Below are 17,353 nucleotides of genomic sequence, written 5' to 3' on the forward strand. Positions count from 1 at the left end.
ATTCAACATCAGTGACAGTTTTTGCATTGCTAATGGCAGTCTTGGCACTATCTGCAACTGTCTTAGCTTGACCCTTCACAGCTTTCTTTTCTTCATCAGTCAGGTTAGGAGCAGTATCAATTGAATTATTCTTTTCAGCCAGTGCTCCATCAATTGCGGCATTTGCACTTACCTTGTCGATTGCGAGCTTACCTGCAGCCTTTGCAGCTGCAACACCTGTGTCATCAGAAGCCTTCTTGATGTTGTCTTTAGCAGCAGTAACAGCTTGGTCAATTTGATCCTTTGCTGTTTTCTTTTGATCCTCAGTTAAACCTGAAGTTTCATCGATGGCATTCTTAGCAGCAGCTGCTGTGGTATCGAGATCACTATTAGCGTCATTCTTGGTCTTAGAAGATGTTGGAATTGGCATGTTCTTAATGTTTTCAACACCAGTGTTCTTAGCTGATTCAACATCAGTGCCAGTTTTTGCATTGCTAATGGCGGTCTTGGCACTATCTGCAACTGTCTTAGCTTGACCCTTCACAGCTTTCTTTTCTTCATCAGTCAGGTTAGGAGCAGTATCAATTGAATTATTCTTTTCAGCCAGTGCTCCATCAATTGCGGCATTTGCACTTACCTTGTCGATTGCGAGCTTACCTGCAGCCTTTGCAGCTGCAACACCTGTGTCATCAGAAGCCTTCTTGATGTTGTCTTTAGCAGCAGTAACAGCTTGGTCAATTTGATCCTTTGCTGTTTTCTTTTGATCCTCAGTTAAACCTGAAGTTTCATCGATGGCATTCTTAGCAGCAGCTGCTGTGGTATCGAGATCACTATTAGCGTCATTCTTGGTCTTAGAAGATGTTGGAATTGTCATGTTCTTAATAGCTTGAACACCATTTTCCTTAGCAATGTTTACTGCATCGTTAGTTGTTGCTTTATTGATGTTAGTAATTGCGTCATCAGCAAGTTTTTGTGCTTGGTTAACTAACGCGGATTTTTCTTCATTAGTTAAGATAGCAGAGTTATTAATGCTTGCTTTCTTAGCTGTTGCAGCATCATTAATAGCCTTTATTGCATCCGTAGCGTTCTTCTTGACACCATTAAGTTCGTTCCAAGCATTATTTTCAGCATCAGTAAGCGCTTTTACCGTCTTTAGATCTGCATAGGTACCATTACTTTTGTTAACTGTACCCTTTTCTACAGAAATTATATTACTTACTGCTTTTGTCGCATTGTCATAAGCTAATTTTTTATCTGAATCAGCATATTTATAACTATCTGAAGCCTTAGTTGTATCGACTTTATGATTAGTAAACTTGCCATCAGAATCATACTGTCCGATACTATTACCAAGCTTTTTCATAGCATCGTTTAAGGAATTTCCTTCACTAACAATGTTATTTAAAGCAGCAGGGTCTGTAATGTTATTTAGAATTTTATTCCGCAAAACATTAATTTGAGCATTATTTAAATAGTCTTGCTTAATCTTATCAATATAAGGCTTGACATCACCCCAATGAGGAATAATTTTGTTAGCTTCTACTGTTGCACCAGCTGGATCCAGTGCTCTCTGCTCACCATATAAGCGAGAAAACATGTTATAGTAGCCATTCTGATAAGAATAAATATTAGCTGAGATTCCTGAGAATTGTTGATTTTTCGAACCTGTAGATAAATCTACTTCATGAGAGTCTGTGTGTTGCGTAGTAAAGGAAATAACATAAGAAGAATGTTGTGATAGATCAACCCCAGCCCACGCAAGTTTACTTTGGTAACCATGTGACTTAAATTCCATTGCTTGGTTAAAGTTAACACTGTTAAATACGCCATTAGAATTAAATTCATTCCGTGTGTCATAAATGATTGGGATTTGGGCATTAGGGTCATTAAGGTCCTTAGAATCTAAACCGTCAACTCCAGTTTTATTTTTAATTATAAAATTATTAAAATGAAAGTCATGAACGTCACCTAGATAAGGGGTCGTCCCATCATATGCATTATTATAATAAACCTCATTACCATTATTGAAAAAGTAAGTCTGCCATAAGTTCGTTTTACCAGAACTAGTATCAGTAGTGAAATAGTATGAGGGTTGCAAATATCTATTGTCATAAGCTGGCAAGGTTTTACTATTATTAATTAAACCAGTATTTGGATCAACATCTGTCTTAGGATTAAATGAAAAGTCTACTTCAGCTGGTGGATTTTTTATTGTAATGTCAGTAGCGCTATTGCTACCGGGCTCAAATTTATAATATGTATATTTTTGATTAGGATCATTAATTACTTCCATATCAACATTATCAACGATTTGGTAGTCATTAGTGAGAGCAATACCAAATTTTGCAGAAACTAACCCACTTAGGCTACTGCCAACATTTTGTAATCCCTGATGAGGGAAGAAAACAACAGTCCAACGGGTCTTACCATTTCCTAAATCTTCTTTAGAAATATTGATATTATTTTTAGTATCTTCAGCTGTCGTTGCCGTTTGCCCACGAGCAGTACCATTAGCTTGAATATCAGCAGCATGGTAAACGTAGTCATTACCATAAATAGTTACAACCTTGTAATACTTTCCATCTTTACCTTGATAGATATTAGAACTGTAGTTATCTGAAGAAGTTAGATTAGTCTTATTGGCCAATTCTTGATTTTCTTTAGCTGGCTGATCATTAATGTTATTTTGATCTACATCTGCTCCACTTCTGTCAGTACCAGTACCATTATCAGTACCAGTACCAGTATCAGAAGCTGCCATTAAGTTCATAAATGCTAATTTTGCTGCTGATTTAGCTGCTAATGATTTAATATCAGTGTGAGCGCTGCCTTGCGTCTTTGGTGCAGATTGTGAGGTTGTCGCAGCTTCTGCAGAATTATTAGCTGTTACATCGTTACTTGCACTATTTTGTTGAACTTTTTCTGTTACATCGTTACTTGCACCATTTTGTTGAACTTTTTCTGTTGCACTAGTTGTTTTCTGAGTATTAGTGTTATTTTGATCTACTGTAGCTGCTGATTTTGCTGCTGATGATTTAATATCAGTGTCAACGCTACCTTGCGTCTTTGGTGCAGATTGTAAGGTTGTCGCAGCTGCTAAAGTTTGTTGCGAATTACTGTTTGGTGAACTATTGGTAACGCTTTCTGTGGTTGCTGCCTTTACAGAATGATTTGTAAAGTTAATTCCAAAAATGGTTACTCCTAATAATACCGAAGCCACACCAACGTTAAGCTTACGTAAACTATAACGCGGTGTCCGCTTAGTTTCTAAAAATTTAAATCGCTTCATCGTTATTCTTACTCCCCAATTTAATAACTAGTGGTGTATTGCAGTACACCAGAACAAGAGTGCTACCGTTAAGTTATCAGCCTAATTGTTGAATATAATATTTCTTCAATCTGATAATATTATAACACCGTTTAGCGACTTTGATGACCGCTTGGCCCTCGAGCCGGGCGGCTTTTCTGTTTGCAGTCAACTTACCAGATAGTAAAAGAGACTAACCGCAAAGGCTAATCTCTTTTCAAACACTAAAATTATTCAAGTTCGCGATTGAGAGTAGTGAGACGCAATCTCACTGCTCTCTTTTCATATATTGTGGTACTAGAAATAATGTTTAAATTTAAATTATAACTCTAAGTCGTTTCCTTCATGAAGTACTGACTTTTTAGCTTGAATCTTTGATACAGAGATGGTTCTTCATTGCCTTTTCCGCTTAATTTCGGTTTCCTTATCCCGTTCTAGTTGTTGACGGTGTAACTGAAGTTGATGAATCCTTTAACGGCTTCATCGTGCAATGACCCCCTCATGTTTGCCGTCCCGGCAAAATAAATTTTCAGCCTTCGGTTGCGACCGAAAACGGCTGACTAAATTTATGAATCGTCGGGTTAGTTTCTGCTCAGCATTAATTGGTATATACTAATTTGTTTATTATATTATATACTGCTTGAAAGGGCGGCCTGATGGTCTTCCCTTTATCCTAGCGACCGATCAGATATTGCATTCGAGAATGAGTACCTTGAGATTTCATTCAAGGTCATTTCGAGATTTCATATCTGATTTACTTATATTTTCGTCATAAGTAACAACAACGATCAAACAGACTGCTCCGTTTGGATTTCAGCATTTCTTTTGTGGCAACAAAGAGAAACAAAAATGCCCCACTTATCAAATGACAATAAGTAGGACAACAATCACTTACTTTTCAACAAAAGTAAGCAAAATATTCAATTTTCGGTAGACAACTTACTTTTAACCCGTGTTTTTTACTAATATTGACCCTCTTCAAATGCTGTCATATTGGGATTCCCTCTTCATGTTAATATATTAAATTACTCCCATTCAATCGTTGAAGGTGGCTTACTCGTCACATCGTAAACTACGCGATTAACGTTATCTACTTCATTGACGATTCTATCTGAAATGTGACCAAGTACATCCCATGGAATTTGGGCAAAATCTGCAGTCATCCCATCAATTGAGGTTACGGCACGAATACCAATCGTATAGTCATAAGTACGTCCATCGCCCATTACTCCAACGGAGCGAATACCTGGAAGAACAGTGAAGTATTGCCAGATCTTTTCTTGTAAACCTGCCTTCTTGATTTCTTCTCGTAAAATCGCATCAGAATCACGCACAATCTTAAGCTTGTCTTCAGTCACTTCACCAAGAACACGGATACCAAGACCAGGGCCTGGGAATGGCTGACGCCATACCAAGTCATGTGGAATGCCCAGCTTTTCACCAAGTTCACGTACTTCGTCCTTGAACAACTTACGCAGTGGTTCAATCAGCTTGAAATGCATGTCCTTAGGAAGACCACCAACGTTGTGATGGGACTTAATCGTTTGGGCAGTGTTGGTACCTGACTCGATAACATCAGTATAAAGCGTACCTTGAGCTAAGAAATCTACATCCTTTAACTTCTTAGCTTCTTCGTTAAAGACCTCGATGAATTCCTTACCGATAATCTTACGCTTCTTTTCAGGATCAGTTACACCTTTCAACTTATCTAAGAATCTCTTTTGGGCATTAACCCGAATGATGTTAACACCAAGATCCTTGTTCAAGGCTTGCATTACTTGATTGCCTTCGTCTTTACGCAGCATTCCGTGATCAACAAAAATTGCAGTTAATTGATCGCCGATTGCTTTGTGTAAAAGAGTAGCAGTAACGCTAGAATCTACACCACCCGAAAGACCTAAGATGACTTTCTTGTCGCCAACTTCCTTACGGATCTCATCAACCTTCATGTCGATGAAGTCGTTCATGGTCCAGTTAGCCTCAGCACCACAAACGTCAAAGGCAAAGTGCTTCAAGATGTCTAAACCGTATTCTGAATTGCGCACTTCTGCGTGGAATTGGATACCATAAAACTTTTTATCTGGATTAGCAATTGCCGCAATTGGACAGTTTTTGCTTGAGGCAGTTACTTCGAAGCCTTTTGGAGCTTCAGTTACTAAGTCGCCGTGGCTCATCCAAACGTATTGCTTTGAAGGCAAGCCATTGAACAAAATACTGTCTGGATCTTCAACCGTAATGTTGGCGCGGCCATATTCCTTGTTTTCAGCTTGTTCAACTTTACCGCCTAAGTCATGAGACATTAATTGCATCCCGTAACAAATACCCAAAATTGGAATACCCAACTTAAAGATTGCAGGATCAACCTTTAATGCACCATTATCGTAAACACTGTTAGGACCACCTGAGAAAATGATTCCCTTAGGATTGATCTGTTTAATCTTCTCCATGGAAAGATCGTGTGGTAAAAGTTCAGAATAGATGCCAAAATCACGAATGCGTCGAGTGATTAATTGATTGTATTGACTACCAAAGTCAAGAACAATAATCTTGTCAAAATCGTCTAGATTTTTAGCCACAAAAATTCTCCCTCTTTTCACTAAACATTTTTAACTAACTCTACTAGGAAAAATTAAAAAGGTCAATTAAAAAATCAGAAAACAAGACGTGATTGTTCGTCTTTAGCGACCGCAACTACTAGTTGCGCTAAATGCAATTAAAAAGTGGTGGTCTGCAACCGCAAATTTTCGTTAAATCAAATTATTTCAAAACGAAAGGACGATCAATCATGAGATTAGGTCAAAAAATTGCGGCATTACACAAGAAAAATCATCTTTTTCAAGAAGCACTAGCTGAAAAGATGAATGTCAGTCGGCAAGCTGTATCCAATCGGTGTGTTCTTCTTTGTCAAAAGTAATATCATTATGGACAGCTACAACATTTTATTACAAACAGATGATTACACTCCTAAGAAAAACTTGGTCGCAAAATTATGAACAAATACGCCACACTCTATTGGTTAATAGCAGTCTTACTTTATCTAGGATATAGCTTCATTACCAATGATTGGGAACGCAGCTGGATCATCTGGCCAATCGCGGGGATCTTATATGGCATTATCGAAAAGATCATCAGTCTGTGCCATAACGATATCGCAGCTGAATAATTTTTACTATAATCGAACATTAATCCTTAATTTTCCACTTGTGTTCGGCAATATATTCTGTTAAGATTAAGCCAACACAAATATCTATATATCGTCGAAATAAGGTCGACAGTCTCTACCCGGTACCGTAAATACCGGACTATAGGTGAATGAAAGTTAAGAATAATCTTAAGGACTTCTTTTACCTGCTCTAGGTAGAGGAAGTCCTTATTTCTTTCTTGAGGAGGATAATATTGAGGGAATTAGTAGATCGAATTAAACAAGATGGTGAAGTTTTACCCGGAAATGTGCTTAAAATTAATTCATTTTTGAATCACCAAGTTGATCCGCAACTAATGATGCATGTTGGTGAAGAATTTGCCCGCCTTTTTAAAGATGAAAAAGTCGATAAGGTCTTAACTTGTGAAGCATCTGGAATTGCCCCTGGCGTAATGGCAGCCTACCAACTGCACGTGCCAATGATCTTTGCCAGAAAGAAAAAGCCGTCTACTTTGAATGATGCAGTTTATTGGGCTGACGTCTTTTCTTACACCAAGAAGGTCAACAATAAGATCTGCGTTGAAGAAAAATTTTTGCACCCAGGCGAACATATCTTAATCATTGATGACTTCGTTGCCCACGGTGAAGCCGTAAAAGGCATGGTTAACATCGCCAAGCAAGCCGGCTGCGACATTGTTGGAGTTGGTGCCGTTGTTGCCAAAACTTTCCAGGGTGGTAGCGAATGGGTAGAAAAAGAAGGTCTACGTTTTGAAGCCCTAGCAAAAATCGATAGCTTTGAAAATGATCAAGTACACTTCGAGGGAGAAGAATAATTAAAAATGGCACAAAAAGAAGTTAGTCACAAAAAAGCTGCTGTCCTAGGTTTGCAACATTTGCTGGCAATGTACTCCGGTGCAGTTGCCGTTCCCCTTTTAATTGGTACGGCACTACACTTCAATAGCACACAGATGACTTACCTAGTTTCGATTGATATCTTCATGTGTGGTTTAGCCACTTTAATTCAACTATTCCGTAATAAATATTTCGGCATTGGCTTGCCAGTCGTTTTGGGCTGTGCAATTCAGGCTGTTGCTCCTCTAGAAATGATTGGGCAAAAATTTTCAATTAACACCATGTACGGTGCGATTATCGTTGCTGGAATCTTTGTTTTCTTAATTGCCGGATGGTTTTCAAAAATCAAAAAACTCTTCCCGCCGGTAGTTACGGGAACCTTAATTACAGTTATTGGACTAACTTTGATTCCCGTGGCCTTTCAAAACATGGGTGGCGGAAACGCACAAGCCAAAGACTTCGGTGATGCGAAAAATTTAATCGCTGCCTTTATTACCATCCTCATCATCATTGCCATCGAAGTCTGGGCTAAGGGATTTCTCCGCTCCATCTCTGTTTTAATTGGATTAATTGCTGGGACTATCATTGCTGGTTGCATGGGGCTTGTTTCATTAAAGCCAGTTGCCGAAGCTTCTTGGTTCCATTTGCCTCAATTTTTCTACTTCGGGGTGCCAGAATTCGAATGGTCATCTTGTTTGACCATGATCATCATTGCCTTAGTTTCCTTGGTCGAATCCACTGGCGTCTTCTTTGCCATTGGCGACCTACTTCATCAAGATATCACCGAAGAAGACCTCAAAAAAGGTTATCGTGCAGAAGGATTAGCACAAATCTTCGGTGGGCTTTTCAACACCTTCCCTTACACTACTTTTTCTCAAAATGTCGGCTTGCTTCAATTATCCGGCATTAAGACTAAGCGTCCGATTTACTGGGCTGCTGGCTTATTAATGGCCATGGGCTTACTTCCTAAAATCGGTGCTCTAGTTACCATCATTCCTGACTCAGTTTTAGGCGGAGCCATGTTGGTCATGTTCACAATGATTGCCGTGCAAGGAATCAAAATGTTAACCAAAGTTAATTTTGAGAACAACCGCAATATTCTAATTGTCGCCATTTCAATTGGTATGGGACTGGGCGTAACTGTCTATCCGCAAATCTTCCAAACTCTCCCCCAAACCATTCAATTGTTCTTAGGCAACGGTATCGTCGTAGCCAGCATTTGTGCAACTCTGCTTAACCTATTATTCAACGGAAGAAGTGGTGCCCATAAGTAAAATACCTTTTCATTTCATAATTCCATATCATAATTTTCTATAAATATTCACGAACGACCGCTTAATGTGGTCGTTTTTCATTCTTCACCTTTTAAGCAAATCTCTTCTATAATAGAAGTAACATAATTTTTCAACAGTGAGGAAGTCTATGCCTAACTTAAATAACCAAAATCTTGATAGCTACATCATGTTTTACGGCCGGCAAAAATGTCAGCCCGATGAATTCTTTCAAGGTGACAATCTTCGTAAGAACGATATTTTTTATTACATTATTAGCGGAACTGGTACCTTTACTTCTAGTAGACACCACGCAGTCAAATTAAAAGCTGGCGATCTTTTTTACGTCCCGCGCAATCAAACTTGTTCTTTCCAAGCTGACCATGATGAACCCTGGGAATACTTCTGGATTGGCCTAGCTGGCAACGGCGTTAATGAAAGCATCAAGGCATCAAATTTACCTAATAAAAATTTCTTGCGTCAAATTCAAAAAACTGCCTTTTATCAAACCCTAGATGACCTTTATCAATGTTTGGCGAAGAAAAAGACCTTATTAAACAATTTAAAAATTTCAGCTTTAACTTATCAACTTTTTTATCATCTAGTAAAAGACTTTCCTAACCATCCACCAGTCCGCAAAACACCTAAAAATGATCAATATCAAATCGCTATTAATTATCTTAATCAAAATTACACTGATCCTACCTGCAATATTGTTGAACTTTGTCATAGGCTAGGTGTATCACGCAGCTTTTTATATGCTTTGTTCAGAAAAAACACTAAATTATCACCTCAAAAGTACCTCATGCAATTGCGCATGGAAGCCGCTAAGAAAGAATTAACTAATACCACACACAATCTAAAGCAAATTGCCAAAAAAGTCGGCTACGGCGATGAATTTACCTTCTCCAAGGCATTTAAACGCTATAGCGGTGTTAGTCCAAATGCCTTTCGGGGAAATTAATTATATTCTTTGGCTTATCGGATTATTTTTGCATACAATATTATTAGGAAATAATTTAAACATAATAAAAGTAAAGGACTGATCCAATGAAACAAACAGAATGTACTACTATTTTAGTTGGTAAAAAAGCAACTATTGATGGCTCTACGATGATCGCTCGTAGTGAAGACGGTGGTCGCGTCATCATCCCTGAAGGCTTTAAAGCTGTTAACCCAGCTGACCAACCTAAGCACTACACTAGTGTTATTTCAAAGCAAAAGATTGATGACGCTGATTTAGCAGAAACACCATTACGCTATACTTCAGCACCTGATGTTTCAGGCAAAAATGGTATTTGGGGCGCAGCCGGAATTAACGCTGAAAACGTAGCTATGACCGCTACTGAAACTATTACTACTAATTCACGTATTCAAGGCGTAGACCCATTGCTTGACCCAAGTGAAGGTGGTCTTGGTGAAGAAGATTTCGTTACTTTGACCTTGCCATACTTGCACTCAGCTTTTGACGGTGTTAAACGTGTCGGCTATTTAGTTGAAAAATACGGTACTTATGAAATGAACGGTATGGCCTTTTCTGACAAGGACAATATTTGGTACCTCGAAACTATCGGTGGCCACCACTGGATCGCACGCCGTATTCCAGATGATGCTTATGTCATTGCACCAAACCGTTTGAACATTGATACTTTCGACTTCAACGATTCTGATAATTTTGCTTGTTCAGCAGACCTAAAGGATTTAATCGAAGAATATCACTTGAATCCAGACCGTGAAGGCTACAACATGCGCCACATCTTTGGTTCTTCAACTATTAAGGATGCTCACTACAATAATCCTCGTGCTTGGTATATTCACAACTATTTCGATCCAGACTTTGGTGGCACTCCAGCAGATCAAGATCAACCTTTTATCTGCCATGCTAATCGTTTAATCTCAATTGAAGATATTAAATGGGCCGAAAGCTCACACTACCAAGACACTCCTTACGATGCTTATGGCGATCAAGGTACTCCTGAACAGAAGAAGACCTTCCGTCCTATCGGTATTAACAGAAACTTTGAAACCCATATTTTGCAAATTCGTAATGATGTTCCTGCAGAAATTGCAGGTGTACAATGGTTAGCCTTTGGTCCTAACACCTTTAACTCAATGGTGCCATTCTATACTAATGTCACTACTACCCCTGAAGCTTGGCAAACCACTCCTAAATTTAACTTGAGCAAGATTTTCTGGCTTAACAAGTTAACTGCTCAATTAGGCGATACCAACTACCGTGTTTACGGCGAACTTGAAGATGCCTTTGAACAAAAGAGCTTGGCTCAATGCCACAAGATTCAACATGACACTGATAAGGAAGTCGCAAATCTTTCAGGCAAGGAATTGCAAGACAAGTTAATTGCGGCCAACCAAAAGATGTCTGACACTGTTTACAACAACACTGTTGAACTTCTTGGTCAAATGGTTGACGAAGGTCACGGTTTAATGACTTTGAAGTACGACTTGCTTGATTAATTAAAAAGGCAAAAATAATCCACATGGAATTCACACCCATGTGGATTTTTCATTACCTTAAATTCAACTCGTAAGCTATTCTACTTGAATCAACCGGATCTTCAGTTACTTGAATAATCCCTCGTTCAATAAAATTATGACTAACTGCAATGTGCTGGACAATTTTATTTTTCCGGCTTGTATCAATTCTAAAATTGTGAATTCCTTGTGCATAAGTTAGAGAAATAATATTGCTCAAGAAAAATTGACTCAAATGCATTCCTCTAAACTTACTAGAAACTGCAATGCGGTGAATTGTCGCATAGGTGTCCACATTATTTTCCCACTTACCTTCAATATCCGCATAAGTTGGCTCACGGCCAATTACCACTGCCGCATACCCTGCAACTTCATTATCCACAGTTAATACCCAAGCACACCCATTTTTAATATCATCTTCTACAGTTGCTCGATTAGGGTAGCCACTTTGCCACTGCGATGAGCCACTTTCCTTTAAAAAAGAAATCGCATCATTTAAAATTTGCACAATTTTATCCACATCTGAATTTTGTGCACGTCTTGTAAAAATTAAACTCATTTGTTCACCTACAAATCGACATATCATTACAAAAACCACACGGAGATTTTCCATGTGGTTTTTATTTACTAAATATTATCTAAAATACCCGGTACAGCAGGATCATCCTTGATAGTTACATCAGCTCCAAGTTGACGCAGCTTTTCTTGGACCCGATCATAACCACGCAAGATATTACCAGCCTTGTCGATCGTTGTTGTACCATCAGCCATCAGGCCTGCAATCATCAGACAGGCACCTGCCCGAATCTCACCTGCAGTTACTTCCGCACCATGAAACTGCTTAGTTGGATGGGCCAAAATAATATTATCTTCAACTTTAATATTGGCTCCCATCTTTTGCAACTGAGCAATATGACCAATCCGTTTAGGATAAATATTATCGATTACTACACCTTCACCGCTTTTAGCAGTTAATAAAAGTGGTGTAATTGGTTGCTGTAAATCTGTCGCAAAACCAGGATAAACATCTGTCTTCACCTGGACCATTTTTAGGTCGCCCGCTGGGTAAACATACAAAGAATCTTCATCTGAATCGATTACTACACCCATTTCTTCAACTTTAGCCAGGTATGAATCAAGGTGTTCTTCGATAATATTATGAATGCGAATGCCATTACCAATACAGGCAGCTAAAGCAACATAAGTCCCTGCTTCAATTCTGTCTGGAATAATCGTATGAGGAATCTGTGCTTTAAGCTGCTCCACCCCTTCAATTCGAATAGAGTCAGTACCAGCACCACGAATAACTGCCCCCATATTGTTCAAGAAGGTAGCTAAATCAATAATTTCCGGTTCCTTTGCGGCATTTTCGATTATAGTCTGGCCCTGTGCTGTCACACTAGCCATAATAATATTCATCGTTGCCCCAACTGATGGCATCTTTAAATGAATTTTTGCTCCATGCAAACCATCTTCTGGTGCAGTAATTATAATTTGATCATTTTCATTTTTTACGCTAGCGCCTAAGGCTTCAAAGCCCTTAATATGTTGGTCAATCGGACGTGGCCCAATATCGTCACCACCAGGGAAGCCCACTACTGCCTTGCCAAAGCGACCAAGTAGCGCACCCATAAAGTAATATGAAGCGCGCAAACTCTTAATCTTACCAGCTGGCAACGGACTCATTTTGATATCAGTTGGATCTATCCGCAAAGTGGTTTCACCGAAATCACAATGTACATCCATCTCACTCAATAAGTCCATCAAGTTAACCACATCAGCTATTCTTGGGACGCCTTCCAAGGTCACTGGTGTTCTTGATAAAATTGATGCCGGAATAAGAGCAACTGTTGAGTTCTTAGCTCCACCGATCCAAACATCACCCTGCAGGGGCTTTCCACCATGAATTATCATCTGCTTCATTGGCGAAAACAAATCCTTTTCTACTTTCAATTAATCATAATAATGTTAAAGGATATTTACAAAAAAAACAAGAGCTGAGGTCTCTCAGTTCTTGTTTTCTTAAGATTTTGTATAATCAAACTTTAATTACTTTAAAATTCTTGTGCTGGAAGACCACTAGCTGCACCAATAAATGACTTAAATAAGCCTTCTGGACGTTGTGGACGACTCAAAAATTCTGGGTGATATTGAGCTGCAACAAAGAATTTCTTCTTTGGTAATTCGATAATTTCAACTAAGCGGTTATCTGGTGAAACGCCTGAGAAGACCATACCAGCCTTTTCAAAGGCTTCACGGTATTCATTATTGAATTCAAAACGGTGACGGTGACGTTCTTGAATAACATCTTGATCATCGTAAGCCGCACGAGTCTTAGTTCCCTTCTTAAGAGTAGCAGGGTAAATACCTAACCGCAAAGTACCACCAATATTTTCTTCATCACGCTTATCAGCCATAATGTCGATAATATTATTCTTGCAGTTTGGCTCTGCTTCTGCAGAATTAGCATCCTCAAGGTTTAATACATCGCGTGCAAATTCAACACTAGCCATTTGCATCCCCAAACAAATACCTAAGAATGGGATGTCATGTTCACGAGCATACTTAATTGCAGTAATCATTCCTTCAAGACCACGAGTACCAAAACCACCAGGGACAATCAAACCATCTGAATCCTTCATGATTTCTGCAATATTATCTTCAGTTACGTCTTCAGCTTGTACCTTATCAACATCAATCTTAGTGTTGTAAAGATAACCAGCATGTTGCAAAGCATCAGTAACTGAAATATAAGCGTCTTCAAGCTCTACATACTTACCAACCAAGGTAATCTTAGTGTGATGTTTCAAAGTCTTAGCACGTTCATCAAGCTTCTTCCAAGCTTCCATGTCAGCTTCTGGCTTTGGACTCTCTAAGTGTAAGAAATCACAGACTTTTTGATCCATGCCTTGCTTTTGGAAGTTCAAAGGCACATCGAATAATGAAGGAGCATCAATTGATTCAATGATTCGATCAACAGGAACATCTGTAAAAGTAGAAATCTTATCCTTATGTTCTTGGTCGATTGGTTGCTCAGCACGAAGCACTAACATATTTGGTTGAATACCAATACTACGAAGCTCAGCAACTGAGTGTTGTGTTGGCTTAGTCTTCATTTCATGAGCAGCGTGAAGAAGTGGAACCAAAGTACAGTGAATGTACATTACATTTTCTGGACCAACTTCACGGCGCATTTGACGAATAGCTTCCATGAATGGAGTTGATTCGATATCCCCAACAGTACCACCAATTTCAGAAATAATTACATCTGAATCAGTAGTCAAAGCTGCACGCATGATCTTCTTTTTGATCATGTCAGTAATATGAGGAATTACTTGTACAGTAGCACCATGGTAGTCACCACGACGTTCTTTTTCCAAAACTTCTTGGTAAATCTTACCAGTAGTTACGTTAGAATACTTGCTAGTTCTAACATCTACGATTCTTTCATAGTGACCTAAGTCAAGGTCAGCTTCTGTACCATCGTCGGTAACATAAACTTCACCGTGTTGGTATGGATTCATTGTACCTGGGTCAATATTAATATATGGGTCAAACTTTTGCATAGTGACCTTCAAGCCACGATTCTTAAGAAGTCGACCTAAACTTGATGCAGTAATCCCTTTACCAAGTGAAGATACGACACCGCCAGTTACGAAGATGTATTTTGTCATGTTCTGCTCCTTTTAACTTATCCTTTAAACAAAAAAGCTCCCACTAACGGGGAGCTAAACGCACATAGGGTGCCCAACAAAAATATTATCTGCTTTTTCTTCTTAAGTCAAGCAAATTAATTATCTTCGTCGTCATCATCATCATCATTTAATTGTGACAATTGACCTTCAATGCCATCTGGCAATACATCATCAGTATCGTCGTTGTCTTCATCATAATCAGAATCTTCGTCGCCATAATCGTCATCAGTATCATCGTCTGTGGCGTCTAAGTCGTCATCTTCTGGATCATCGTTATCGTAGTCGATAATGTCATCATCACCAGTTGCACTAGCTAAGAAGGCATTAACCTTCTTATGGTGCTTACGTGAATCGTCTTCTTCTTCATCTTCAGGGTGGTTGACTTCTTCATCAACTGATTCATATGGGAACCATGAACGAAGTGCCCAAACATTTTCACCCATTGAGATAAATTCACCATCAGTGTTCATATTAGTATAAAATTGTGGTAAACGTTCACGAATTTCTTCGTCACTCTTATTCAAGTATTTTTGTACGGCATTAACAATATCGGCAAATGCCATTCTCTTGCCATTGTCTTCCAAAATTGCGCGAGCAACTTCGATCATTGACAATTCATCGCGATTTTTGTCTTTAAATTTGTCTAATCCCACAGCTGTACGTCCTCTCTTATACAATCTTTACTATTTTACTAGGCCTTTAAGTAAAAATCAACGTGACTGCATAGTTACCTATTAAGTATAGTCCATTAAAGAGGTCATATTCAACCCGAAGTTTACGTGAACCATCATCTTGACTCTGATATTCAAGCAAGTTAGTCACGCTGGTCATGTCCATGCGGCGCCCTTCAACTACATAGCGGCAGTTGCCTTTTTCACCCGGAATAAATTTCATTAAAGAATAATTATTGCTGTCAACGCCGCGGCGCATCAACAATTCATTCTCCTTTAGAAGCATCTTCACTGGAATTTGCCCTTCTTCGGCATAAGAAATTCGTGTGACGTCGCCTTCCTCAGTCAATTGCCCTTGCGCATGTCGCGTAAAAGTCTCTGTCTCATTGTCTTGAGTAATTTTACTAGTCAAATCAATCGTAATTGCTGTCAAACAAGCGCCCCCTTTAAACATTATTACTATATCTCTGATATAATTTTAGTTAGATATAATCTATTTTATTATATATAGTTCAAAAAATTAATAAATTAAACTTGGTGGATTTTTATGGCAAGATTTCAAAGCGAAAAATTAAAACAAGAGGTTGTTCTCCGTGATCCGGTTCACGGCTATATTCATATTGAAGATAAAGTTGTTTTGGACATACTGAAGTCTAAAGAATTTCAACGCATGCGTCGCATTAAACAGTTAGGTCCGGTTAGCTATGTTTTTCCAGGTGCAACTCACACTAGATTTGAGCACAACTTAGGCGTTTATGAATTAACGAGAAGAATTTGCGATATCTTTAGCAAAAAATATCCCTCAATTACGCCAGGAGACGGTCTTTGGAACGATGATAATCGATTACTGGTAGAATGTGCCGGATTGCTTCATGACATCGGTCACGGACCCTATTCGCACACATTCGAGCACCTTTTTGGCACCAATCATGAAAAAATTGGACAAAAGATCATTACTGACCCTAATACAGAAATTAACCATGCATTAAAACAAGTTGCACCTAACTTTCCTGAATTAGTCGCCAGCGTAATCGCTAAGACTTATCCTAATCCGCAAGTGGTTAAAATGATCTCAAGTCAAGCTGACGCTGACCGGATGGATTATTTGCAGCGGGATGCTTATTTCACCGGAGTTAACTATGGTAGGTTCGATTTATCAAGAATTTTACGGGTAATCCGTCCTTATCAAAATGGTATTTGTTTTACCAACAATGGGATGCATGCCGTTGAAGACTATATCGTGTCACGCTATCAGATGTACCAACAGGTCTACTTCCACCGCGTAGGACGCTCAATGGAAGTCATCTTGCATCACCTTTTAGAGCGCGCTCAAGCTGTTTATAAAAAGGGAAATCTGCAAGTTACACCTAGCTTGACTAAATTCCTTGAAGGCAATTGGACTTTAGACGATTATTTAAAGCTTGATGATGGAGTAATGGAAACTAATTTTTCTATGTGGACCCAGGCACAAGATCCAATCTTATCTGACCTAGCCAAGCGTTACTTGTACAGAAAACCGCTAGCTAGTGTCCGAATCGATGAAGAAACCAAAAATCTTTTACCTAAGCTCAAGAGCCTAATCAAGCAAGCTGGCTTTAATCCTGATTACTATACCGCTACCAATTCCGCATTCGATGAACCATATGATGCTTATAAGCCAACGGGGAAAAATGCTAATAGTCAAATTGAAATTATGCAAGACGACAGCAGCATGATTGAGTTATCCCAACTCAGCCCATTGGTTCGCGCATTAAATGGTACTTTCCAAGGAGATGAACGCTTCTTCTTCCCTAAAACTATGCTCAGTCACGATGAAGATCAGCCGCAAATTTTCGATCCACTTTATGAGCAATTTCAAAAATATATTAAGAATGGTGCCTTAAGATATTTGAGAAGACCAAAACGTGAGCAAAAGAAGTAAAATTAAGGTAAATCCTAGAATC

General features: G+C 38.9%; 12 protein-coding genes, 2 pseudogenes and 1 riboswitch. Of the genes and pseudogenes, 7 read left to right on the top strand and 7 right to left on the bottom strand.

Annotation, left to right across the window (positions count from 1 at the left end):
- Together CP363_RS10860 and guaA are read right to left on the bottom strand one after the other, a co-directional pair.
- Positions 1–3,268 (bottom strand): LEA family epithelial adhesin (locus tag CP363_RS10860; RefSeq protein WP_233187118.1); only part of this gene is annotated, 3,268 nt, incomplete at its 3' end.
- A 1,043-nt stretch (positions 3,269–4,311) separates the two neighbouring features.
- The gene (guaA, locus tag CP363_RS00020; RefSeq protein WP_098035664.1) at positions 4,312–5,862 is read right to left on the bottom strand and encodes a glutamine-hydrolyzing GMP synthase; all 1,551 of its coding nucleotides are present in this window, start codon (positions 5,860–5,862) and stop codon (positions 4,312–4,314) included.
- 209 nt (positions 5,863–6,071) lie between these two features.
- Here guaA and CP363_RS10630 point away from each other — a divergent pair.
- From CP363_RS10630 to CP363_RS00045, 6 genes and pseudogenes are all read left to right on the top strand, one after another.
- Positions 6,072–6,170: pseudogene (locus CP363_RS10630) on the top strand (XRE family transcriptional regulator); the annotation flags it as partial.
- A gap of 96 nt (positions 6,171–6,266) precedes the next feature.
- Positions 6,267–6,449 (top strand): annotated as a pseudogene (locus CP363_RS10865) (XRE family transcriptional regulator); the annotation flags it as partial.
- Positions 6,450–6,513: 64 nt separating this feature from the next.
- Positions 6,514–6,611: riboswitch (purine riboswitch) on the top strand.
- A 71-nt stretch (positions 6,612–6,682) separates the two neighbouring features.
- Positions 6,683–7,261, top strand: a complete 579-nt coding sequence (locus CP363_RS00030) for a xanthine phosphoribosyltransferase (RefSeq protein WP_098035665.1) — start codon at positions 6,683–6,685, stop codon at positions 7,259–7,261.
- A gap of 6 nt (positions 7,262–7,267) precedes the next feature.
- Positions 7,268–8,554 carry a nucleobase:cation symporter-2 family protein gene (locus CP363_RS00035; protein WP_098035666.1) on the top strand — a complete coding sequence of 429 codons (1,287 nt, stop codon included), beginning with the start codon at positions 7,268–7,270 and terminating at the stop codon, positions 8,552–8,554.
- A gap of 148 nt (positions 8,555–8,702) precedes the next feature.
- Complete coding sequence (locus CP363_RS00040) at positions 8,703–9,515, top strand: helix-turn-helix domain-containing protein (RefSeq protein ID WP_098035667.1); 813 nt, start codon at positions 8,703–8,705, stop codon at positions 9,513–9,515.
- An 86-nt stretch (positions 9,516–9,601) separates the two neighbouring features.
- Positions 9,602–11,026, top strand: a complete 1,425-nt coding sequence (locus tag CP363_RS00045) for a C69 family dipeptidase (protein ID WP_098035668.1) — start codon at positions 9,602–9,604, stop codon at positions 11,024–11,026.
- 52 nt (positions 11,027–11,078) lie between these two features.
- Here the strand turns inward: CP363_RS00045 and CP363_RS00050 are convergent, their stop codons facing one another.
- The 5 genes from CP363_RS00050 to CP363_RS00070 all read right to left on the bottom strand — a co-directional run bounded on the left by CP363_RS00050 (position 11,079) and on the right by CP363_RS00070 (position 15,843).
- A complete protein-coding gene (locus CP363_RS00050) occupies positions 11,079–11,603 on the bottom strand; it encodes a GNAT family N-acetyltransferase (RefSeq protein ID WP_089145710.1) in 525 nt (174 codons plus the stop codon).
- A gap of 68 nt (positions 11,604–11,671) precedes the next feature.
- Positions 11,672–12,967, bottom strand: a complete 1,296-nt coding sequence (locus tag CP363_RS00055; protein ID WP_005725365.1) for a UDP-N-acetylglucosamine 1-carboxyvinyltransferase — start codon at positions 12,965–12,967, stop codon at positions 11,672–11,674.
- A 131-nt stretch (positions 12,968–13,098) separates the two neighbouring features.
- The gene (locus CP363_RS00060; protein WP_098035669.1) at positions 13,099–14,718 is read right to left on the bottom strand and encodes a CTP synthase; all 1,620 of its coding nucleotides are present in this window, start codon (positions 14,716–14,718) and stop codon (positions 13,099–13,101) included.
- Positions 14,719–14,834: 116 nt separating this feature from the next.
- The gene (gene rpoE, locus CP363_RS00065; RefSeq protein WP_060462412.1) at positions 14,835–15,392 is read right to left on the bottom strand and encodes a DNA-directed RNA polymerase subunit delta; all 558 of its coding nucleotides are present in this window, start codon (positions 15,390–15,392) and stop codon (positions 14,835–14,837) included.
- A gap of 46 nt (positions 15,393–15,438) precedes the next feature.
- On the bottom strand, positions 15,439–15,843 hold the full coding sequence (locus CP363_RS00070; RefSeq protein WP_098035670.1) for a DUF1934 domain-containing protein: 405 nt from the start codon (positions 15,841–15,843) through the stop codon (positions 15,439–15,441).
- A gap of 114 nt (positions 15,844–15,957) precedes the next feature.
- On the opposite strand from CP363_RS00070, the gene CP363_RS00075 reads away from it, so the two are divergent.
- On the top strand, positions 15,958–17,331 hold the full coding sequence (locus CP363_RS00075; RefSeq protein WP_013085764.1) for an HD domain-containing protein: 1,374 nt from the start codon (positions 15,958–15,960) through the stop codon (positions 17,329–17,331).
- The last annotated feature ends 22 nt before the right edge of the window (positions 17,332–17,353 follow it).

The sequence above is a fragment of the Lactobacillus sp. UMNPBX12 genome, from assembly GCF_002553955.1.
GTDB classification, from domain to species: domain Bacteria; phylum Bacillota; class Bacilli; order Lactobacillales; family Lactobacillaceae; genus Lactobacillus; species Lactobacillus crispatus.

Excerpts from the sequence above, each read along its gene's own strand:
- CP363_RS00035 (WP_098035666.1), top strand. The coding sequence starts at position 7,268 with ATGGCACAAAAAGAAGTTAGTCACAAAAAAGCTGCTGTCCTAGGTTTG.
- CP363_RS00040 (WP_098035667.1), top strand. The coding sequence starts at position 8,703 with ATGCCTAACTTAAATAACCAAAATCTTGATAGCTACATCATGTTTTAC.
- CP363_RS00045 (WP_098035668.1), top strand. The coding sequence starts at position 9,602 with ATGAAACAAACAGAATGTACTACTATTTTAGTTGGTAAAAAAGCAACT.
- CP363_RS00050 (WP_089145710.1), bottom strand. The coding sequence starts at position 11,603 with ATGAGTTTAATTTTTACAAGACGTGCACAAAATTCAGATGTGGATAAA.
- CP363_RS00055 (WP_005725365.1), bottom strand. The coding sequence starts at position 12,967 with ATGAAGCAGATGATAATTCATGGTGGAAAGCCCCTGCAGGGTGATGTT.
- CP363_RS00060 (WP_098035669.1), bottom strand. The coding sequence starts at position 14,718 with ATGACAAAATACATCTTCGTAACTGGCGGTGTCGTATCTTCACTTGGT.
- CP363_RS00075 (WP_013085764.1), top strand. The coding sequence starts at position 15,958 with ATGGCAAGATTTCAAAGCGAAAAATTAAAACAAGAGGTTGTTCTCCGT.